Origin of the sequence: Mycobacterium sp. OAE908 (assembly GCF_017872775.1) — a bacterium.
Lineage (GTDB): Bacteria > Actinomycetota > Actinomycetes > Mycobacteriales > Mycobacteriaceae > Mycobacterium.
In genome coordinates, this window is record NZ_JAGGJL010000001.1 from 4,756,933 (window position 1) to 4,778,260 (window position 21,328).

Sequence of the window (21,328 nt, forward strand, 5' to 3'; positions counted from 1 at the left end):
AGTCGGCCGCCCGCCGGGCGGTGAGTAGGGCTTTCTTGGCGGCCGCAAATTCGAGTATGCGTCTACCTAATCCGAAGGCTCCTGCACGGCCGACGATGTTCATGCAGCACCAGTGGCTGTTTCGCGTCCGGACTGGGAGGGGTCGTGATGGGGCATGCAAAGTACGTCGGTCGTGTTGGTGGCCTGGCAGTGGCTCTGGGGGTCGGGGTTGCGGTAGCGACCACGCCCGGCGTGGCGTGGGCAGGGCCGACAGATTCCGGGGCGACCAGTTCGTCGACGGATTCGTCGTCCGATTCTTCGACGGGCTCGGCTTCGGGCGCAGACACGCAGTCGCCGTCGTCAACCGAGTCATCCCAGTCGGCGCCGGCCGGCGAGGGCGCGGGAGCGAGCAGCAGCGGCAGCGGTAGCTCCGCCGGCAGCGATACTTCCAAGGACACCGGCAACCCCGCCGGTAAGAAGTCGACCACGAAGTCAGCGGTCAAAGACAAGAAGTCGGGTTCGGAGAGGTCGGCTGCGGCGGCCGCGCCGAAGAAGCCGAAGCGCCCGGTGGTGAGCACCCGGTCTGATGCAGACAGCTCTGGCGGCCAATCGGCCACCGCCACCACGTCGCAACCCAAAGCTGCGCCGACGACAGACAACGCGTCCACGAGCGCGTCGGTCGACGTCGCACCGGCGCCGATCAACACCGCGACCGTTGCGGATCCCGAGGTGACGTCGGCGCCCGCGGCTGCGACGACGCCTTTGTCGGCTGCGACGTTGACTGCCGTCGGGCTCGCTCCGTCCGCGGACGGTGATGCTCCCGACGCGCCGGGCGATTCCCCACTGATGCTGGCCGGACTGGCGGCGTTCCGGCGCCAAACCCAGCAGGGCTTGGTCGAGGACGAGGCAATCACGAACACGGCGCCAGATCCGTCGCAGACCAGTCTGATGATGACGACCGCTGCAGCTGTGAACTCCGCGCCGACGGCGGCTCCGGTGGTCGGGTTGCCGGATCCCACGACCGCTGCGGTTCAGGTGTCGTTGAACGCCTCAGACGCCGACGGTAATCAGTTGTCGTACAGCGTGACGGGGCAGCCCACCGCCGGAACTCTGGTGGCGTCGGGCGCAGGCAACTACACGTACACGCCTACTCAAGCTGCTCGACTGCAGGCCGCCACGACAACCGGTTTGGACACCGACACCTTCACGGTGCGGGTTTCCGACGGGCAGGCATACACCGATGTACCCATCACGGTTGTGGTGCGGCCCGCCCAGCTTGCCGCAGGTGCACCAGTGGACGTGGATCGGGACCCGTCGGGCGTGGCGTTCAGCGCAGACGGTTCGCGCGCGTATGTGACGAACAAGTACGACAAGACGGTTTCGGTGGTCAACACATCGAGCGGCGCGGTGGTGGCCACGATAAAGGTGCCGTACGCGCCGACGGCGGTTGTCGTCAGCCCAGTGGCAACTCAGAACCGCGCGTATGTGGCGATGACAACCGGTGTGGCGGTTATCGATACGTCGACCAACAAGCTGGTCGACGTCAAGCCCTCGACGACGGCGGTGGATTCGATCGCCGTCGGGGCTAGTCCGTCGGCGTTGGCGATCAACAGCACCGGCGCCCGGCTCTACGTCAGCAACGGCGGTAGCAGCACTGTGTCGGTGATCAACACCGCCACCAACACCGAGATCACCAGGGTCACAGTGGGATCGCAGCCATCCGGCCTCGCGGTCAGCCCCGACGACAGCCGCGTCTATGCGCTGAGTCGCTACACAGACAAGGTGACGGTGATACGCACCTCGGACAATGTGGTGATCGGCAGTGCGACGGTTGGTGATTCGCCACGCGGCGTAGTCGTCAGTCCAGACGGCAAACGAATCTACGTGTCCAATTACAACTCCGGCACGGTTACCGTGCTCGACACCTCTGGCAACACGCCGGTGTTCGTGAAGACGCTCACCGTGGGGACTCAGCCAGAGGGCATCGCGATGACCAAAGACGGCAGTCTCGTCTATGTCGCCAACGGCAAAGACACCGTGTCCGTTATCGATACTCGCACCAATACCATTCTGGGACCGGCTGTTTCGATAGATTCACCGGCTGAAAGCGGTGCGCACGCTATCGCGGTGAGCGGCGACAAGCTTTACGTTACTGACTATGTCGATGATTGGGTGCGGACCATCAATGTCGCTCGGGTGGAGACTGCGCCGCAATCGTCCCAAATGCCAACGCAGGGCACGCCCGATTCAGCGACGGGAACTGTCGTCGGCGACTTGCAAGTCGTCGATACTGACGGAGATGCGTTGGGTTATAACGTGATTACTCAACCCACCAAGGGCACTGTGACGATCAGCCCCAACGGAAGCTACAGCTACACGCCGATGGACGCGGCTCGTCTGCAGGCAGGGCCCAACACCACCGACACGTTTACGGTGCGCGTCAGCGATACGCTCAACGCCACGAAAGACGTCACTGTGACTGTTCCCGTGTCGCCCAAGGCGGCGACACCTCCGCCGCCGGACCCGACGAACCATCCACCGGTGGCGTCACCGTCGATATTTGCTCAGGATCAGGTGGTCGGCGCGGTTACCGGATCGGTCCATGCCACTGATGCTGATGGGAACGCCTTGACCTACACGGTAATTGGCGCGCCCAGCCACGGGACGGTAGTGCTGAACCCGTATACCGGCAGCTATGCATACACGTCGTCGGCGGCGGCCCGGTTGGCTGCCAATCAAACGTCCGGCCCCGATACCGACACATTCACCGTCGCGGTCAGCGACGGAAAAGCCACCGTCACCACACCGGTGACGGTGCCCATCTCGCCGGCGAACGTGACTGTCAGTCCGACCACGACGACCGTGGGAAGTGGAGCGCTCGGCATTGCATTCCGCGGCAACTATGCATTCGTGGCGAACCAGGGGGCCGGCACCGTTTCCGTGATCGACATGACGACGAATTCCATTGTCGCGACATTGCCGGTCGGCGCAGCGCCGACGTCCGTGGCGACGATCAATGCGAGTCCCAGCTATCAGGGCACATACGCGTATGTGACCAACCGGGACAGCAATTCGGTCTCGGTCATCAACACCTACACCAACACCGTCGACAACTGGATACCGGTGGGCTCTCAGCCTTGGGGGGTCGTCGAGACCCCGAATCTTGCACAGGTGTACGTCACCAATTCCGGTAGCAACACGGTTTCCGTGATCGACACCAGTTCGAGAAGTGTCGTCGCGACTATCCCGGTCGGCGGTGCGCCGACTGGCGTGGCTGTCAGCGGTGACGGTACTCGCGTGTACGTGGCCAACAAGACCAGCAATACGGTGTCCGTGATCGACACCGCTACCAAAGCCGTGGTTGCCACTGTGCCGGTAGGCATTAACCCGATGGTGCTGGCGGTCAGCGGGGACGGAAGCCACGTGTATGTGGCCAACAAAGCCAGCAACACAGTGTCGGTGATCGACACAGCCAGTAAAACCGTGGTCGCCACCGTGGGTGTCGGAAGCAACCCGATGGGAGTGGCAGTGAGTCCGGACGGCACTCTTTATGTGGCCAATGGCAATGACACCATTTCGGTTATCGATACGGGGACCAACGCTGTGGTGCGTACCGTGACCATGGACGCCGCGCCGGAAACCGGGATGCATCTGTTGGCGGTCGACCCGTACGGTCGGGTCTACACCACCGACGCCGCCGACGGTGTCGTTCGGTCGTTCTCCATTGCTGCTCCGGCCTCCTCCGCGCTACCCGTCACTTCGACGGCAGTGTCAGTCGGCTCGAACCCAAGCGGTGTTGCAGTCGCCGGTAATCGGGCCTACGTGCTCAACACGGGCAGCGACACCATTTCGGTGATCGACACCACCACCAAGCAGGTCATCAAGACCATTCCGGTCGGCGCAGGCGCGACCACCGTCGTGGTCACTCCCAATGGGCAACGGCTGTATGTCGCCAACTACGACACGGTGTCCGTGATCGACACCGCCAGCGGCAACGAAGTCGTAGCTCCGATAACCATTCCCGACCTGTGTGAGAACGGTTCCTGCTACGGCAGTTCGGGGGGTATTACCGATCTTGCGATCAGCCCGGACGGCAGCCGCGCCTACGCGGTGCGGGAGTATTACACCGACACCGGCCAGTTCAGCGGCGTGTCGATCATCGGTACGAACACGAACACCGTGACCACCACCACCTGGACGTACCCGTTGAACGACATTGACGTCTCGGGCGACGGCACCCGACTCTATGGGGCCGAGGGGGACTACCGCTTCGTCAACGTGTTCGATGCCACCACGTTGAGCGGGCCTGGCTATATCGATGTGTCGACTCCTGAACCTGGGTGGGCGTATACGACGGCGGTCGCAACAAGTCCCGATGGCAGGCGGACCTACGCGATCGTCAACACCGACGAATTCTCGTACCGCTCGAATTCGAAGTATGTGTCGGTGATCGACACCGATCCGGCGAGTCCGACATACAACACCCAAATCGGGCAGATCGCGGTTGCATACGGCGCGAAGGACATCGCTGTTAGCCCTGACAACAGCCGCCTTTACGTCACGCTGGCGGACGGCGCGACTGTCGAGGTCTTCGATACTGCAAGCAACACTGCGCTCGGGTACTTCGTCAAACCCAGCTCGGGGTCGCTCACCGTCGGTCCGGACGGGACCGTGTATTTGACCGACTACGCCAATGGCACGGTTTACTCCGTCACAGTGGGCACTGCACCGTCCTCCCTCTAGCCGCCGCAGGCGTCCACCGGTGTCGCTGGCCGCCACCTGAACGGGAGGTGTTAAGCTCTCGCGGAAGTTCGACGTCCTTTAACGATCCGTCCAGAGAGGCGGAGAAGGAGGTCAGGGTCACTTGGGCTCTAGCGCAGCCTCATCAGGCACCGACCGGGAGTTGATGTCCGCAGCGGACGTCGGTCGAACCATCTCCCGCATCGCCCATCAGATCATCGAAAAGACCGCACTCGACGGCTCCGATGCTCCCCGCGTCATCCTGCTCGGCATCCCGACCAGGGGCGTCACGCTGGCCGCGCGGCTGGCCGACAAGATCAACGAATTCTCCGGCGTCACCGTCCCGCACGGCGGCCTGGACATCACGCTCTACCGCGACGACCTCGACTTCAAACCACCGCGTCCGCTCGAGGACACCTCCATTCCCGAGGGCGGCATCGACGGCGCGCTGGTGATTCTCGTCGACGACGTCCTGTACACCGGACGCTCGGTCCGCTCGGCCCTGGACGCGCTGCGCGACATCGGCAGGCCCCGCGCCGTGCAACTCGCGGTCCTTGTCGACCGCGGCCACCGCGAGTTGCCGCTGCGCGCCGACTACGTCGGCAAGAACGTGCCCACCTCGCGCAGCGAGAACGTCAAGGTCCGCCTCGTCGAAGACGATCAGGTCGACGGCATCTGGATCGCACCTCACGGAGGGCCGGTCCGTTGATGAGCGCTCGCGCGAAGAAAGCACAATCATGAAGCATCTTCTCTCGGCCGGCGACCTGTCCCGCGACGACGCGCTGGCCATTCTCGACGACGCCGACCGCTTCAGCCAGGCCCTGCTCGGGCGTGAGGTCAAGAAGCTGCCGACGCTGCGCGGCCGCACCATCATCACGATGTTCTACGAGAACTCCACCCGAACCCGGGTGTCGTTCGAGGTCGCAGGCAAGTGGATGAGCGCCGACGTGATCAACGTCAGCGCGTCGGGATCGTCTGTCTCCAAAGGGGAATCGCTGCGCGACACCGCGTTGACGCTGCGGGCCGCCGGCGCTGACGCGCTCATCATCCGCCACCCCGCCTCCGGCGCGGCCCAGCAGCTGGCCGAGTGGACGGCCACCGAGCAGGGCGGTCCGGTGGTGATCAACGCAGGTGACGGCACCCACGAACATCCGACGCAGGCGCTGCTCGACGCGCTGACCATCCGCCAACGGCTGGGCAGCATCGACGGCAAACGGGTGGTGATCGTGGGCGACGTCCTTCATAGCCGCGTCGCGCGGTCCAACGTGCTGCTGCTGGCCACCCTCGGCGCCGAGGTGGTGCTCGTCGCGCCGCCGACGCTGCTGCCCGTCGGTGTCGCCGACTGGCCGGTCACCGTTTCACACGACCTCGATGCCGAACTGCCGCTCGCCGACGCGGTACTGATGCTTCGCGTCCAGGCAGAGCGGATGAACGGCGGCTTCTTCCCGTCGGCACGGGAGTATTCGGTGCTGTACGGACTGTCCGAGAAACGTCAGGCGATGCTGCCCGGCAACGCCGTGGTGCTGCACCCCGGCCCGATGGTGCGCGGCATGGAGATCGCGTTCGCAGTCGCCGATTCGACGCAATCGGCTGTCCTGCAACAGGTTTCCAACGGTGTACATGTCCGGATGGCGGTGCTGTTCCACTTACTCGTCGGCGCCGAGCAGGAGGTCAGCGTATGAGCGTGTTGATACGAGGGGTGCGCCTCTACGGTGAGGGCGACCGGGTCGACGTTCTCGCGTCCGACGGCCAGATCGCCGACATCGGCGCGGACCTGGCCGCCCCCGACGACGCCGACGTGTTCGATGCCACCGATCAGGTCCTGCTTCCTGGCTTCGTCGACCTGCACACGCACCTGCGCGAACCCGGCCGCGAGTATGCCGAGGACATCGAAACCGGTTCGGCAGCAGCGGCTTTGGGGGGCTACACCGCGGTGTTCGCGATGGCCAACACCAATCCGGTCGCAGACAGCCCGGTCGTCACGGACCACGTATGGCACCGCGGCCAGCAGGTCGGACTCGTCGACGTGCACCCCGTCGGCGCGGTCACCATGGGCTTGCAAGGCAAGCAGCTCACCGAGATGGGCATGATGGCCGCCGGTGTGGGTCAGGTGCGGATGTTCTCCGACGACGGCATCTGTGTCGACGACCCGCTGATCATGCGCCGCGCACTGGAGTACGCCACGGGCCTGGGTGTGCTGATCGCCCAGCACGCCGAAGAACCGCGCCTCACAGTCGGCGCCGTCGCGCACGAAGGACCCAACGCCGCCCGGCTCGGCCTGGCCGGTTGGCCGCGCGCTGCGGAAGAATCCATCGTCGCGCGCGATGCGTTGCTCGCCCGGGACGCCGGTGCCCGGGTACACATCTGCCACGCTTCCACCGCAGGTACCGTCGAGATCGTCAAATGGGCGAAGGCGCAAGGTATTTCGATCACTGCCGAGGTGACACCTCATCATCTGCTGCTGGACGACACTCGGCTGGTCAGCTACGACGGCCGCAACCGCGTCAATCCGCCGCTGCGGGAGGCCTCCGACGCCGAGGCGTTGCGCCAAGCGCTTGCCGACGGTGTGATCGACTGCGTCGCCACCGACCATGCGCCGCACGCCGAGCACGAGAAGATGTGTGAGTTCGCCAACGCGCGCCCGGGCATGCTCGGCCTGCAGACCGCGCTTTCGGTGGTGGTCGAGACGATGCTGCGCACCGGCCTGATGACGTGGCGCGATGTCGCGCGGGTGATGAGCGAAAACCCCGCCCGCATAGTCGGACTGCCCGACCAGGGCCGACCGCTGGAGATCGGTGAGCCTGCCAACCTGACGGTCGTCGACCCCGACGCCGCCTGGACGGTCGAGGGCACGGCGCTGGCCAGTCGCTCGGACAACACGCCTTACGAGTCGATGGAGTTGCCTGCGGCCGTCACGTTGACGCTGCTGCGGGGCAAGGTGACGGCGCGGGATGGGAAGAGCCCGGCGTGAACTTCGAGCGAGTAGCGCAGGCGGATCGCGCATGAACACCGGAACGCTTGTCACGATGCTGGTTGTAGCCGCGGTGCTCGCGGTGCTGATCGCGCTGGCGATCCGGCAGATGCTGCGCGGCTGGTTGCATCGAGCCCAGCGGCAGGCCCAATTGATTGGCACGCTGCCGCAGCTGCCCGATAGTGTCGGCCCGGCGCTGATTCCCGCCACCAAGGGCCTCTATGTCGGCAGCACACTGGCCCCGAGCTGGCTCGATCGCATCGCCGTCGGTGACCTCGGCTATCGCGCGAAGGCCGTGCTGACCCGCTATCCCGAAGGAATCATGTTGCAACGCACCGGCGCCGGGCCCATCTGGATACCCGACGACTCGATCGAAGCGATCCGCACCGAGAAGGGCATCGCTGGCAAGGCGATGACCCACGAAGGCATCTTGGCCATCCGCTGGCGATTGCCGTCGGGCGCCGAAATCGACACCGGGTTTCGCGCCGACGATCGCCGGGAGTACGACCGATGGCTGGAGGTCGCATGAGTAAGGCAGTGCTCGTCCTCGAGGACGGCCGCATCTTCACCGGCACCGAGTTCGGGGCTGTCGGGCAGACGCTTGGCGAGGCCGTCTTCTCCACCGGGATGTCCGGCTATCAGGAGACGCTGACCGACCCGAGTTATCACGGCCAGATCGTGGTGGCGACGGCACCGCAAATCGGCAACACCGGATGGAACCACGAAGACGCGGAGAGTCGCGGCGACAAGATCTGGGTGGCCGGTTACGCGGTGCGTGACCCGTCACCGCGCGCCTCGAACTGGCGCGCGACCGGCACCCTCCAGGACGAACTCGTCCGCCAGGGCATCGTCGGTGTCGCCGGCATCGACACCCGTGCAGTCGTTCGGCACCTGCGCAGCCTCGGTTCGATGAAGGCCGGCGTGTTCTCGGGCAATGCGCTGGCGGACCCCGATGAGCTGCTGGACAGGGTCCGCGACCAGCCGTCGATGCTCGGCGCCAATCTCGCGGGTGAAGTCAGCACCGATGCCACCTACATCGTGGAACCAGATGGGCCGCAACGATTCACGGTCGCTGCGATCGATCTCGGCATCAAGACCAACACGCCACGCAACTTCGCCCGGCGAGGGGTGCGCAGTCACGTGTTGCCGTCGACGGTGGAGTTCGGGCAGATCGCCGACCTCAACCCGGACGGCGTGTTCCTGTCGAACGGTCCCGGTGACCCTGCGACCGCCGACCACATCGTCGGGGTCACCCGAGAGGTGCTCGGAGCCGGGATTCCGTTGTTCGGCATCTGTTTCGGCAACCAGATCCTCGGCAGGGCGCTCGGCCGGTCCACCTACAAGATGGTCTTCGGGCACCGCGGCATCAATGTGCCGGTCATGGATCACGCCACCGGGCGGGTGGCGGTGACCGCGCAGAACCATGGATTCGCGCTCGAGGGCGAAGCGGGGGAGCGGTTCGATACCCCGTTCGGACTCGCCGAGGTCAGCCATACCTGCGCCAACGACGGTGTCGTCGAGGGCATCAAACTCGTTGACGGCCGCGCCTTTTCGGTGCAATACCACCCGGAGGCGGCGGCGGGCCCGCACGACGCCGAGTACCTGTTCGACCAGTTCATCGACCTGATGGGTGGCGGGCGATGATTTCCGCGGCGAGCGACCGCTTTTGCACAGAAACCCGCGGCGTGTCGTGTACAAACACGGTCACTCGCGGAGAAGGGGGAGCAGTAGATGCCGCGGCGGAGTGACCTCAACCACGTGCTGGTGATCGGCTCCGGGCCGATCGTCATCGGGCAGGCCTGCGAGTTCGACTACTCCGGCACCCAGGCGTGTCGTGTGCTGCGCGCCGAGGGCCTGCAGGTCAGCCTGGTCAACTCGAACCCGGCGACGATCATGACCGACCCCGAATACGCCGATCACACGTACGTGGAGCCGATCACGCCGGCGTTCGTCGAGAAGGTGATTGCCCAGCAAGCGGCGCGCGGCAACAAGATTGACGCGGTACTGGCCACGCTTGGCGGCCAGACGGCGCTCAACACCGCCGTCGCGCTCTTCGAAAACGGCGTGCTCGACAAGTACAACGTCGAGATGATCGGCGCTGACTTCGAGGCCATCCAGCGGGGCGAGGATCGACAGCGATTCAAGGACATCGTCGCGAAGGTCGGCGGCGAATCGGCCCGCTCCCGAGTCTGTTTCACCATGGACGAGGTCCGCGAGACAGTAGCTGAACTCGGGCTGCCCGTAGTGGTGCGACCGTCGTTCACGATGGGCGGTCTCGGGTCCGGCATGGCGTATTCCACTGACGACGTCGAGCGGATGGCTGGCGACGGCCTGGCCGCCTCGCCGAGCGCCAACGTGCTCATCGAGGAATCCATCTACGGCTGGAAGGAATTCGAGCTCGAGTTGATGCGCGACCACCACGACAACGTGGTCGTGGTGTGTTCGATCGAGAACGTCGACCCGATGGGTGTGCACACCGGCGACTCCGTGACTGTGGCGCCTGCGATGACGCTGACCGACCGGGAGTACCAGAAGATGCGCGACCTCGGCATCGCGATCCTGCGCGAGGTCGGCGTCGACACCGGCGGCTGCAACATCCAATTCGCGGTCAATCCGGCCGACGGCCGCCTCATCGTCATCGAGATGAACCCGCGAGTGTCACGCTCGTCGGCCCTGGCCTCCAAGGCAACCGGCTTCCCGATCGCCAAAATCGCCGCCAAGCTGGCCATCGGCTACACGCTCGACGAGATCCTCAACGACATCACCAAGGAAACGCCTGCCTGCTTCGAACCGACGCTGGACTACGTCGTGGTCAAGGCTCCTCGGTTCGCGTTCGAAAAGTTCCCCGGCGCCGACCCGACGCTGACCACCACGATGAAATCCGTCGGCGAAGCGATGTCGTTGGGCCGCAACTTCATCGAGGCTCTCGGCAAGGTGATGCGTTCACTGGAGACCGGGCGAGCCGGGTTCTGGACCGCCCCCGATCCCGACCTGTCTGTCGACGACCTGCTCGAAGGTCTCAAGACGCCCACCGACGGCCGGCTCTACGACATCGAACAAGCGCTGCGCCTTGGCGCGACCGTCGAGCAGGTAGCGGCGGCCTCGGGCGTCGACCCCTGGTTCGTCGAGCAGATCGCCGGGCTCGTGGCGCTGCGCTCGGAGCTGCTGGACGCGCCGGTGCTGGACGAGGCGCTGCTGCGCCGCAGCAAGCATTACGGTCTTTCGGACCGCCAGATCGCCGCGCTGCGACCGGAATTGGCCGGCGAGGTCGGCGTGCGCGCATTGCGTGAGCGGCTCGGCATCCACCCCGTCTTCAAGACCGTAGACACGTGTGCGGCCGAATTCGAGGCCAAGACGCCCTACCACTACAGCAGCTACGAACTCGATCCGGCCGCCGAGACCGAGGTCGCCCCGCAGGCCGAGAAGCCGAAGGTACTCATCCTCGGCTCCGGCCCGAACCGGATCGGGCAGGGCATCGAATTCGACTACAGCTGTGTGCATGCCGCCACCACGCTGAGCCAGGCCGGTTTCGAGACCGTGATGATCAACTGCAATCCCGAGACCGTGTCCACCGACTACGACACCGCCGATCGGCTGTACTTCGAACCGCTGACGTTCGAAGACGTCTTGGAGGTGTTTTACGCCGAATCCGCCTCGGGGAAGGGCGGTCCCGGGGTCGTCGGCGCCATCGTGCAGCTCGGCGGGCAGACCCCGCTCGGGTTGGCCGAGCGCCTCGAGAAGGCGGGTGTGCCGATCGTCGGCACCAGTCCGAAGGCGATCGATCTCGCCGAGGACCGGGGCGCATTCGGTGAAGTTCTGATGAATGCGGGACTGCCCGCACCACGGTTCGGCACCGCAACCAGCTTCGAGCAGGCGCGCCGGATCGCCGCCGATATCGGCTACCCGGTGCTGGTGCGACCGTCCTACGTGCTCGGCGGTCGTGGCATGGAAATCGTCTACGACGAAGAGACTCTGAAGGGCTACATCACCCGCGCCACCCAACTGTCGCCCGAACACCCCGTGCTGGTCGACCGATTTCTCGAGGACGCCATCGAAATCGACGTCGACGCGCTGTGCGACGGCACCGAGGTGTACATCGGCGGCATCATGGAACACATCGAGGAAGCCGGCATCCACTCCGGCGACTCGGCATGCGCACTGCCGCCAGTCACCTTGGGCCGCAGCGACATCGAATCCGTACGGCGCGCGACCGAAGCGATCGCCCACGGCATCGGAGTGGTCGGCCTGCTCAACGTGCAGTACGCACTCAAGGACGACGTGCTCTACGTGCTGGAGGCCAACCCGCGCGCCAGCCGCACCGTGCCTTTCGTCTCCAAGGCCACGGCCGTCCCCCTGGCCAAGGCGTGCGCGCGAATCATGTTGGGCGCCACCATTGCTCAGCTTCGCGATGAAGGCATCCTGGTCAGGACCGGTGACGGCGCCACCACAGCGCGCAACGCGCCCGTCGCGGTCAAGGAAGCCGTCCTGCCGTTCAACCGATTCCGCAAGGCCGACGGCGCCCAGGTCGACTCGCTGCTGGGCCCGGAGATGAAGTCGACCGGCGAGGTGATGGGCATCGACCACGACTTCGGCAGCGCGTTCGCGAAGAGCCAGACGGCGGCCTACGGGTCGCTGCCTGCCGAGGGCACGGTGTTCGTCTCGGTCGCCAACCGCGACAAGCGCTCACTGGTGTTCCCGGTGAAGCGCCTCGCGGACTTGGGCTTCCGGGTGCTGGCCACCGCGGGCACGGCGGAGATGCTGCGGCGCAACGGCATTCCCTGCGACGAGGTACGCAAGCACTTCGAAGAGCCCAGCGAAGGCCGCCCGGAGCTGTCGGCGGTCGACGCCATTCGGGCCGGCGAGGTCGACATGGTGATCAACACCCCGTACGGCAACTCGGGCCCCCGTATCGACGGCTACGAAATCCGTTCTGCCGCAGTGTCGATGAACATCCCGTGCGTGACGACGGTGCAGGGCGCCTCAGCGGCGGTGCAAGGCATCGAGGCCGGAATCCGCGACGATATCGGCGTGATGTCGCTGCAGGAATTGCACAGCAGTTTGGGTTCATAAGTGGACGGGTTCGGGCGACGGCTGGCCGAGGCGGTGTCGCGACGCGGTCCGCTGTGCCCGGGCATCGATCCGCACAAGGAGCTCCTGCAGGCCTGGGGATTGTCCACTGACAGCGACGGCCTGGCCGAGTTCTGCGACATCTGCGTGCAAGCCTTCGACGATTTCGCGATCGTCAAACCACAGGTCGCGTTCTTCGAAGCGTTCGGCGCCAAGGGTTTCGCGGTGCTGGAGCGCACGATCGGCGCGCTGCAGGCGTCGGGCGTGCTGGTGCTTGCCGACGCGAAACGCGGCGACATCGGCTCGACGATGGCCGCGTACGCCGACGCCTGGGCCGGTGACTCGCCGCTGGCCGCCGATGCGGTGACTGCATCGCCGTATCTCGGCTTCGGCTCTCTGCAACCGCTGCTCGACACCGCGAAGGCCCACGGCCGCGGCGTCTTCGTGCTCGCCGCGACATCGAACCCGGAGGGCGCAAGCGTCCAGCGTGCCAAGACCGACGGGGGCACCGTCGCCCAGTCGATTGTCGACGCCGCCGCGGCAGTCAACCGCTTGTCATCGCCTGAACCCGGCTCGGTCGGCGTGGTTGTCGGGGCCACCCTGTCCGACCCACCCGACCTGAGCGCCCTTGGCGGTCCGGTCTTGGTGCCGGGCGTCGGTGCCCAGGGTGGACGGCCCGAGGCGCTCGGCGGCTTCGGCGGGGCCCTGCCCGGACAGTTGCTGCCCGCGGTGTCGCGCGACGTGCTGCGTGCCGGGCCCGATGTGGCCGCGCTGCGCGCCGCCGCCGAGCGCTTCCGCGATGCGGTGGCGTACCTGGCGTAACCGACGGTGGGCGACGGGTATCGCCGCCCATCGACCGCTCCTGGTCGTCGGATGGTCATCACCGAGCTACTACGTCAGGTAGTTGTCGCGGCTGAACCCCGCGCAAATGCCACTTTTGTCACACCAGGCACAGAGGTCACGGCGGTCTAGTTGAATCCAACAATTTTGCGCTCTGTGCTGGGCCGATTACCTGTCAACTGACCGGCCGCGACACGCCCGACACGCCATGACCTGGGAAAATTTTAATAATGCGATCGCGGCCGCCGCGGACCCTCGACTGGGTCACATCTCGGCCCTCCGCGTGACGTATGACACAAATCCCGAAAACCGTTGATATGCAGGCAGTTCCGCCGAAATAGCCGGAAGAGTGGCGCCGCTGACGCCTCTGACGGCCGTCCCGTCCGACTCACGCGTGCGCGCTACACGCTGGGCTTTTGACCCAAGAACCAGGGGGTGGGGTTAGCTTTCGTCAGATTGCGTGGGTACGGTCGTGCTCGCTGGCTGGTTCTAGGAAGTTTCTAGGTCAGCCGAGACAAAACAGATGATGGTGACGATACGGAGGAACCCGTGGCCCTTCCCCAGTTGACCGACGAACAGCGCGCGGCAGCGTTGGAGAAGGCTGCTGCCGCACGTCGAGCACGTGCCGAACTCAAGGATCGGCTCAAGCGCGGCGGCACCAACCTCAAGCAGGTGCTCAAGGATGCCGAGACCGACGAGGTCTTGGGCAAGATGAAGGTTTCTGCGCTTCTGGAGGCATTGCCCAAGGTCGGCAAGGTCAAGGCGCAGGAAATCATGACTGAACTCGAGATCGCCCCGACCCGCCGCCTGCGCGGCCTGGGCGACCGTCAGCGGAAGGCGCTGCTGGAAAAGTTCGACTTCTCGTAAGGGAGGTCAGTGAGCGAAGGCGGAGGGCCGGCCGGCACTCGGCGCTCTAAGGCACCGGTCTTAGTGTTGTCCGGCCCGTCTGCCGTCGGGAAGTCCTCAGTCGTTCGCTGCTTGCGGGACCGGCTTCCCGACCTGCACTTTTCCGTGTCCGTCACCACCAGGGCACCCCGCCCGGGTGAGGTGGACGGCGTCGATTACACGTTCGTGACCGCGGACCGATTCCAGCAGCTGATCGACGAGGGCGCCCTGCTGGAATGGGCGGAAATTCACGGTGGCCTGCACAGGTCTGGGACGCCAGCCGCGCCGGTGCGCGAGGCAACCGAGGCCGGCCGGCCAGTTCTGATCGAGGTCGATCTGGCTGGCGCGCGGGCCGTCAAACAGGCAATGCCCGAGGTCATTACGGTTTTCTTGGCCCCGCCCAGCTGGGAGGAGCTGGAGAGCCGACTGGTCGGGCGAGGCACCGAAACGGCCGAGGTGATGGCTCGCCGGCTGGCCACTGCACGGGCCGAATTAGCCGCTCAGGGCGACTTCGACGAGGTCGTCGTGAACAGCGAGTTGGAATCTGCCTGCACCGAATTGGTATCCTTGCTGGTGGGCAGGACTTGTTGAGGCGCCCGTAGCCGTTCGCCATCCCGCCCGAGAACCACCTAAACCCTCAGGAGACTTTCTACGTGAGCACCCCGCACGCCGACGCGCAGCTGGCCGCTGTGGACGACATCGACACGTCCGCCGCCAGCGCCTACGACACGCCGTTGGGCATCACCAACCCGCCCATCGACGAGTTGCTGGACCGCGCGTCGAGCAAGTACGCGCTGGTGATCTACGCCGCCAAGCGGGCGCGCCAGATCAACGACTACTACAACCAGCTCGGCGACGGCATCCTCGAATACGTCGGCCCACTGGTCGAGCCCGGCCTGCAGGAAAAGCCGCTTTCGATCGCCATGCGCGAGATCCACGAAGACCTGCTCGAGCACACCGAGGGCGAGTAGCTAAGGCCACGCGGTGACGGACCGCAAGCGGATCATCGTCGGCGTCGCCGGCGGCATCGCCGCCTACAAGGCGGCCACAGTCGTCCGCCAGCTGACCGAAGCCGGCCACTCGGTCCGCGTCGTGCCGACCGACTCGGCGCTGCGCTTCATCGGCGCCGCGACGTTCGAAGCGCTGTCCGGAAATCCCGTGCACACGGGCGTCTTCGACGATGTCCACGAGGTCCCGCACGTCCGCATCGGCCAGGAGGCCGACCTCGTGGTGGTTGCCCCAGCCACGGCCGACCTGTTGGCCCGAGCGGTGGCAGGCCGCGCTGACGACCTGCTGACCGCGACGCTGCTCACCGCGCGATGTCCGGTGTTGTTCGCGCCCGCGATGCATACCGAGATGTGGTTTCACCCAGCCACCGTCGAGAACGTCGCGACGTTACGGCGAAGGGGCGCAATCGTTCTCGAGCCCGCTTCGGGCCGACTGACAGGAGCGGACACCGGCGCTGGCCGGTTGCCCGAGGCCGAGGAGATCACCACGCTCGCGGGTCTGTTGCTCGAACGCGGCGATGCGCTGCCCTACGACATGGCCGGCGTCAAGGTGTTGGTCAGTGCCGGTGGCACCCGCGAGACGATCGACCCCGTGCGTTTCATCGGGAACCGCAGCTCAGGCAAGCAGGGTTATGCGATGGCCCGGGTGATGGCACAGCGCGGCGCCGACGTCACGCTCATTGCGGGCAACACCGCGGGCCTGATCGACCCGGCCGGCGTCGAGGTCGTCCACATCGGTTCGGCCGCCCAGCTGAAAGACGCGGTGTCCAAGCATGCCCCCGACGCGCACGTGCTGGTGATGGCGGCCGCGGTGGCGGATTTCCGGCCGACGACCGTGCAAACCAGCAAGATCAAGAAGTCCGCCGACCCCAACGCAGCGGCCCCGGTGATCGAGCTGACCCGCACCGACGACGTACTCGCCGGTGCCGTGCGGGCCCGTGCCGACGGCCAGCTGCCCAACATGCGGGCCATCGTCGGCTTCGCTGCAGAAACGGGCGACGCCAACGGCGATGTGCTTTTCCATGCCAGGGCCAAATTGCAGCGGAAAGGCTGCGATTTGCTCGTGGTCAATGCTGTCGGTGAGAATCGGGCGTTCGAAGTCGACAACAACGACGGATGGCTGCTTGCGTCGGACGGGACCGAATCGGCACTGGAGCACGGTTCGAAAACTCTGATGGCCAGCCGTATTGTGGACGCGATCGTGGCGTTCCTGCACAGCAGCGGCGGATAACACCGACGCAGGCGTCAGGCTGCGGCTAAGGGTTGCGCGAGAGGCTGGCGCACGGTTGGCTGCAGCGAAGCAGGGATATAATTTGACTAACTAAGTTTCGGAAAGGGTTCGAACCGTGAGCGATGCTCGGCTGTTTACCAGTGAGTCGGTAACCGAGGGCCACCCCGACAAGATCTGTGACGCCATCAGCGACTCGGTGCTCGACGCGTTGCTCGCGGACGACCCCAAATCACGTGTAGCAGTGGAGACACTGGTCACCACGGGACAGGTACACGTCGTCGGGGAGGTGACGACGAACGCCAGGGAGGCCTTCGCCGACATCACCAACACCGTGCGTCGACGGATCCTCGACATCGGCTACGACTCCTCGGAGAAGGGCTTCGACGGCGAGACCTGCGGCGTCAACATCGGCATCGGCGCACAGTCGCCCGATATCGCCCAAGGCGTCGACACCGCCCATGAGACCCGCGTCGAGGGCGCGGGCGATCCGCTGGACCTGCAGGGCGCCGGCGACCAGGGGCTGATGTTCGGCTACGCCATCAAGGACACCCCTGAGCTGATGCCGCTGCCGATCGCGCTGGCGCACCGGCTGTCGCGCCGGCTGACCGAGGTTCGCAAGAACGGCGTGCTTGGCTACCTTCGCCCCGACGGCAAGACCCAGGTCACCGTGCAGTACGACGGCACGACGCCGGTGCGCCTGGACACCGTCGTGCTCTCGACCCAGCACGCCGCGGGCATCGACCTCGACGCCACGCTGACCCCGGACATCCGCGAGAAGGTCGTCAACACGGTGCTGGCCGATCTGAGCCACGACACGATGGACACCTCGGACTTCCGACTGCTGGTCAATCCGACCGGAAAGTTCGTGCTCGGCGGCCCGATGGGCGACGCCGGGCTGACCGGCCGCAAGATCATCGTCGACACCTACGGCGGCTGGGCCCGCCACGGTGGCGGCGCGTTCTCGGGCAAGGATCCGTCAAAGGTGGACCGTTCCGCAGCGTACGCGATGCGCTGGGTGGCCAAAAACGTGGTCGCTGCGGGCCTGGCGGAGCGGGTCGAGGTGCAGGTGGCCTACGCGATCGGCAAGGCGGCCCCCGTCGGCCTGTTCGTGGAGACCTTCGGCAGCGAGACCGTCGACCCCGCCCGCATCGAGAAGGCCATCACGTCGGTCTTCGACCTGCGACCGGGCGCGATCGTCCGCGACCTGGACTTGCTGCGTCCGATCTACGCGCAGACGGCCGCCTACGGCCACTTCGGCCGCACCGACGTCGAGCTGCCGTGGGAGCAGCTGAACAAGGTCGACGAGCTGAAGGCCGCCGTTTAGTCAACGCTGCGGCGCTAGGAACTGAACACGTAGTCCTCGAGCGGGAAGCGGCGGCTGCGCCAGTACGCCTCGATCGTGCTGGCCGGCCGCAGCGGCACATCGCCGTTCTTGTCGAAGTAATAGCTGTTGGCCAGCCGGCAGCTGTCCTGCCAGAAAATCTGCCGGTGCCGCTTGCGCATCATCTCGGCGAAGTAGCGGTCGTTGGCCTCCTGCCTCACCGCGACCCGGGTGGCGTTGCGGCGATGGGCTCGCTTCAGGCAACGCGCGATGTGGTGGGTCTGCGTCTCGATCAGTGCGAAGTACGACGACCCGACATAGCCGTACGGCCCGAAGACCATGAAGAAGTTGGGGAAGTCGGGGATGCTCACGCCTTCGTAGGCCTGCAGGCGATGCTCGTCCCAATAGCTGCTCCACGATCGGCCGCCGGGCCCGGTGACCGGATATGTCGGCAGGTCGTCGGTGTCCATCACCTTGAATCCGGTCGCCAGGATGAGCACGTCGATGTCGTGGTTTTCGCCGTCCCCGGTGGCAACCCCTGAACCGGTGATCTTGTCGATCGGCTCAGTGACCAGCCGGACGTTGTCGCGGTTGAACGTCGACAGGTACGTGTTGTGGAATCCGGGCCGCTTGCAGCCGACGGCATACCTCGGCGTCAGCTTGTCCCGCACGTCGGGGTCTTTGACCTGTTTGCGCAGATACGCCTCACCGACCTTCGACATGTTCTTGGCCATCGGGTTGACCGTGAAGTACTGCGCAGCCAACGGGAACGTCAGCTCGACATAGGCCTGACTGAGCAGCCGCTGTACGGTCCTGCCGCCAGGAAGGCCCATCGCGCGGCGCGACCAGGGCGGTAGCGGCACGTCGAGCTTCGGGAAGCACCAGATCGGTGTGCGCTGAAAAACGGTGAGGTGCTTGACAATTGGCGCTATCTCGGGAATCACCTGCACCGCTGAGGCCCCGGTACCGATGATCGCGACCCGCTTGCCGGTCAGGTCCTGCCCGTGATCCCAGCGCGCGGTGTGCATCGTCAGACCCGCGAAGGAGTCGACGCCATCGATGTCGGGGAGCTTGGGTGTGACGAGCACACCGCTGGCATTGACCAGAAACCGCGCGGTGACCACGCCGCCTGGATCGGTGCGGATCAGCCACAGGTTCTGGGTCTCGTCGAAGTCGGCGCCGAGCACCTTGGTGTTGAACCGGATCTTGCGACGCAGGTCGTACTTGTCGACGCAGTGCTCGGCGTAGGCCCTCAGTTCGTGCCCCGGCGCGTAGGTGCGCGACCAGTCTGGGCTCTGCTCGAACGAGAATTGGTAGGAGAACGACGGAATGTCAACGGCGATACCGGGATACGTGTTCCAGTACCACGTTCCGCCCGGCCCCTCACCCGCCTCGATGACGAGGTAGTCGCCCAGGCCCACTTTGTCGAGCTTGATCGCGGTGCCGATGCCGGAAAACCCGGCACCGACGATGACGGTCTCGTAGTCGGGCACTGTCGGCGCTGTCATGTGGACTCCCGTCGCTGGGTTCCTTCCCCATTTCACAGGAAGCCCCGCGCCGGGTCAAAGGATCAATGGGTCGCTAGTGCAGCGCAGCGCCTACTCCGGCCAGCCGTTGCTGAGGATGATGTCGACGAAATCCTCACGGACGAACGTCGGATCGAAATGGGCCAACACGTCGTCGTTTACCGTGCCGAAGGTGGTCTGCGGCCGGTGCGCCATGCCGCCGTTGAAGGCCTGCAGAATCTGACGCTTGAAATTCGGCCTCGGATGCGCGGCCGTAACGGCGTTGCGGGCATCCTCCGACAAGTCGTCACGGCCGATGCCGAGCACGTCGGTCTCGACTCCCGCGGTCACGAGTGCGATCTCCGGGTCGAGGAACTCGGGAACACCGGGAGTGGTGTGCAGCGCGATGGCGAGCCATACCTTGCGCACGGCAGCGTCGTCGAACCCGCGGTCGCGCAAGAACTTCTCGGCCGCGTTGGCGCCGTCGACCTCGAAGCGCAGCGTGGAGTCGCGGAAGCCGTCGGTCAGGCCGATGTCATGGAACATCGCCCCGACATACAACAGTTCGAGGTCGGGGTCCAGCCCGCGACGGCGGCCCTGTAGCGCGCCGAACAGGAAGACGCGCCGAGAGTGATCGAAGAGCAGGTCGTCTTCGACATCCCGGATGTATTCGGTGGTGTCACGGACAAGTTGGGTGTCTGGAATCGCGATGCCCGCGATCGTCTGTGTAGTCATGGCCCAAGTGTGGGCGTGCGGAAACCCCTCGGCCCATGTCCGTTCTGCCATCTTTCCCACAAAAAGCGACATATGCTGGACCCATGGCTGCTGCTCGCGACGTCGTGTTCGTGGTGTTCGACGGTATGACGTTGCTCGACGTGGCTGGCCCGGCGGAGGTGTTCGCGGAGGCGAACCGATTCGGAGCGTCCTACCGGGTGTCGATGGCCTCGGTCGACGGTCAGGACGTGCTGACGTCGGTTGGGGTGCGGCTCGCGGTCTCCGCGCCGATCGCCTCGGTGAAGCAGGTCGACACGGTGGTGGTGTCAGGTGGTGACAATCTGGTCGGCCGCCCGATCGATCCGCAACTCGTGGCGGCCGTGGCCGCGCTGCGGCCGCGTACCCGGCGGATGGCGTCGATCTGCACAGGGTCGTTCATCCTGGCACAAACCGGGCTGCTCGACGGCCGCCGCGCGACCACCCACTGGCGGCAAACCGCCCTGATGTCGCGCGCCTATCCATCGATCAACGTCGAGCCGGATGCGATCTTCGTGCGCGACGGCGACGTCTACACGTCGGCCGGGGTGTCCGCAGGCATCGACCTGGCGTTGGCCCTCGTCGAAGACGACCACGGTCCTGACCTCAGTCGCGATGTCGCCCGGTCGTTGGTGGTCTATCTCAAGCGGGCAGGCGGACAGTCGCAGTTTTCCGTGCTGGTCGAATCGCGGGCACCCGAGCGGTCGCAGCTGCGCAGGGTGACCGACGCGATCGCAGCCGACCCCGGTGCCGACCACACCGTGAAAATGCTTGCGGCACAAGCATCTCTGAGTACGCGGCAGCTGACCCGGCTGTTTCAAAGCGAGCTGGGGACGACCCCGGCCCGCTACGTGGAGATGATCCGCATCGATGCGGCCCGCTCGGCGCTGGACGCGGGCCGCTCGGTCGCGGACTCCGCGCGATTGGCCGGATTCGGCAGCGCCGAGACGTTACGGCGCGTGTTCGTCAGCCAGCTCGGCCTCTCACCACGGGCATACCGCGATCGGTTCAAGTCGACGGCGTGAGCCGCTG

The 21,328-nt window shown here is 65.7% G+C and carries 16 protein-coding genes; 14 read left to right on the plus strand and 2 right to left on the minus strand.

Annotated features, from left to right (window positions below; all coding sequences use genetic code 11):
* The first annotated feature begins 144 nt into the window (after positions 1 to 144).
* The 13 genes from J3E61_RS23525 (at position 145) to metK (ending at position 18,044) form a co-directional block, all read left to right on the plus strand.
* Positions 145 to 4,722: a beta-propeller fold lactonase family protein gene (locus J3E61_RS23525; protein ID WP_210085177.1), complete on the plus strand. Its 4,578-nt coding sequence runs from the start codon at positions 145 to 147 to the stop codon at positions 4,720 to 4,722.
* Positions 4,723 to 4,843: 121 nt separating this feature from the next.
* Positions 4,844 to 5,428, plus strand: coding sequence for a bifunctional pyr operon transcriptional regulator/uracil phosphoribosyltransferase PyrR (gene pyrR / locus J3E61_RS23530; RefSeq protein WP_192720695.1), 585 nt, complete (start codon positions 4,844 to 4,846; stop codon positions 5,426 to 5,428).
* 28 nt (positions 5,429 to 5,456) lie between these two features.
* Positions 5,457 to 6,401, plus strand: coding sequence for an aspartate carbamoyltransferase catalytic subunit (locus J3E61_RS23535; protein WP_192720694.1), 945 nt, complete (start codon positions 5,457 to 5,459; stop codon positions 6,399 to 6,401).
* Positions 6,398 to 7,690: a dihydroorotase gene (locus J3E61_RS23540; protein ID WP_192720693.1), complete on the plus strand. Its 1,293-nt coding sequence runs from the start codon at positions 6,398 to 6,400 to the stop codon at positions 7,688 to 7,690. Before J3E61_RS23535 ends, J3E61_RS23540 begins: the two co-directional genes overlap by 4 nt.
* Before the next feature lie 31 nt (positions 7,691 to 7,721).
* Positions 7,722 to 8,219, plus strand: a complete 498-nt coding sequence (locus tag J3E61_RS23545; protein WP_192720692.1) for a transporter — start codon at positions 7,722 to 7,724, stop codon at positions 8,217 to 8,219.
* Positions 8,216 to 9,334 (plus strand): glutamine-hydrolyzing carbamoyl-phosphate synthase small subunit, encoded by a 1,119-nt coding sequence (carA, locus tag J3E61_RS23550; protein ID WP_210085178.1) that lies wholly within the window; start codon positions 8,216 to 8,218, stop codon positions 9,332 to 9,334. Before J3E61_RS23545 ends, carA begins: the two co-directional genes overlap by 4 nt.
* 87 nt (positions 9,335 to 9,421) lie before the next feature.
* Positions 9,422 to 12,760 (plus strand): carbamoyl-phosphate synthase large subunit, encoded by a 3,339-nt coding sequence (gene carB / locus J3E61_RS23555; protein ID WP_210085179.1) that lies wholly within the window; start codon positions 9,422 to 9,424, stop codon positions 12,758 to 12,760.
* Positions 12,761 to 13,579, plus strand: a complete 819-nt coding sequence (gene pyrF, locus J3E61_RS23560) for an orotidine-5'-phosphate decarboxylase (protein WP_210085180.1) — start codon at positions 12,761 to 12,763, stop codon at positions 13,577 to 13,579.
* A gap of 567 nt (positions 13,580 to 14,146) precedes the next feature.
* A complete protein-coding gene (gene mihF, locus J3E61_RS23565) occupies positions 14,147 to 14,464 on the plus strand; it encodes an integration host factor MihF (RefSeq protein ID WP_003932123.1) in 318 nt (105 codons plus the stop codon).
* A 9-nt stretch (positions 14,465 to 14,473) separates the two neighbouring features.
* A complete protein-coding gene (gene gmk / locus J3E61_RS23570) occupies positions 14,474 to 15,073 on the plus strand; it encodes a guanylate kinase (RefSeq protein ID WP_192720688.1) in 600 nt (199 codons plus the stop codon).
* A gap of 62 nt (positions 15,074 to 15,135) precedes the next feature.
* Positions 15,136 to 15,453 (plus strand): DNA-directed RNA polymerase subunit omega, encoded by a 318-nt coding sequence (locus tag J3E61_RS23575; RefSeq protein ID WP_192720687.1) that lies wholly within the window; start codon positions 15,136 to 15,138, stop codon positions 15,451 to 15,453.
* Positions 15,454 to 15,466: 13 nt separating this feature from the next.
* Positions 15,467 to 16,720, plus strand: a complete 1,254-nt coding sequence (gene coaBC, locus J3E61_RS23580; RefSeq protein WP_192720686.1) for a bifunctional phosphopantothenoylcysteine decarboxylase/phosphopantothenate--cysteine ligase CoaBC — start codon at positions 15,467 to 15,469, stop codon at positions 16,718 to 16,720.
* A gap of 115 nt (positions 16,721 to 16,835) precedes the next feature.
* The gene (metK, locus tag J3E61_RS23585) at positions 16,836 to 18,044 is read left to right on the plus strand and encodes a methionine adenosyltransferase (protein WP_192720685.1); all 1,209 of its coding nucleotides are present in this window, start codon (positions 16,836 to 16,838) and stop codon (positions 18,042 to 18,044) included.
* A 14-nt stretch (positions 18,045 to 18,058) separates the two neighbouring features.
* On the opposite strand, the gene J3E61_RS23590 is transcribed toward metK, so the two are convergent.
* Together J3E61_RS23590 and J3E61_RS23595 are read right to left on the minus strand one after the other, a co-directional pair.
* Positions 18,059 to 19,549, minus strand: a complete 1,491-nt coding sequence (locus J3E61_RS23590; protein WP_210085181.1) for an NAD(P)/FAD-dependent oxidoreductase — start codon at positions 19,547 to 19,549, stop codon at positions 18,059 to 18,061.
* Between the two features lie 90 nt (positions 19,550 to 19,639).
* Entirely contained in the window at positions 19,640 to 20,281 is a 642-nt protein-coding gene (locus J3E61_RS23595) for an HD domain-containing protein (RefSeq protein ID WP_192720683.1), read from the minus strand.
* Positions 20,282 to 20,364: 83 nt separating this feature from the next.
* Here J3E61_RS23595 and J3E61_RS23600 point away from each other — a divergent pair, with 83 nt between their 5' ends.
* Complete coding sequence (locus tag J3E61_RS23600) at positions 20,365 to 21,321, plus strand: GlxA family transcriptional regulator (RefSeq protein WP_210085182.1); 957 nt, start codon at positions 20,365 to 20,367, stop codon at positions 21,319 to 21,321.
* Positions 21,322 to 21,328: the final 7 nt, after the last annotated feature.

Excerpts from the sequence above, each read along its gene's own strand:
- J3E61_RS23535 (WP_192720694.1), top strand. The coding sequence starts at position 5,457 with ATGAAGCATCTTCTCTCGGCCGGCGACCTGTCCCGCGACGACGCGCTG.
- J3E61_RS23540 (WP_192720693.1), top strand. The coding sequence starts at position 6,398 with ATGAGCGTGTTGATACGAGGGGTGCGCCTCTACGGTGAGGGCGACCGG.
- J3E61_RS23545 (WP_192720692.1), top strand. The coding sequence starts at position 7,722 with ATGAACACCGGAACGCTTGTCACGATGCTGGTTGTAGCCGCGGTGCTC.
- carA (WP_210085178.1), top strand. The coding sequence starts at position 8,216 with ATGAGTAAGGCAGTGCTCGTCCTCGAGGACGGCCGCATCTTCACCGGC.
- carB (WP_210085179.1), top strand. The coding sequence starts at position 9,422 with ATGCCGCGGCGGAGTGACCTCAACCACGTGCTGGTGATCGGCTCCGGG.
- J3E61_RS23590 (WP_210085181.1), bottom strand. The coding sequence starts at position 19,549 with ATGACAGCGCCGACAGTGCCCGACTACGAGACCGTCATCGTCGGTGCC.
- J3E61_RS23595 (WP_192720683.1), bottom strand. The coding sequence starts at position 20,281 with ATGACTACACAGACGATCGCGGGCATCGCGATTCCAGACACCCAACTT.
- J3E61_RS23600 (WP_210085182.1), top strand. The coding sequence starts at position 20,365 with ATGGCTGCTGCTCGCGACGTCGTGTTCGTGGTGTTCGACGGTATGACG.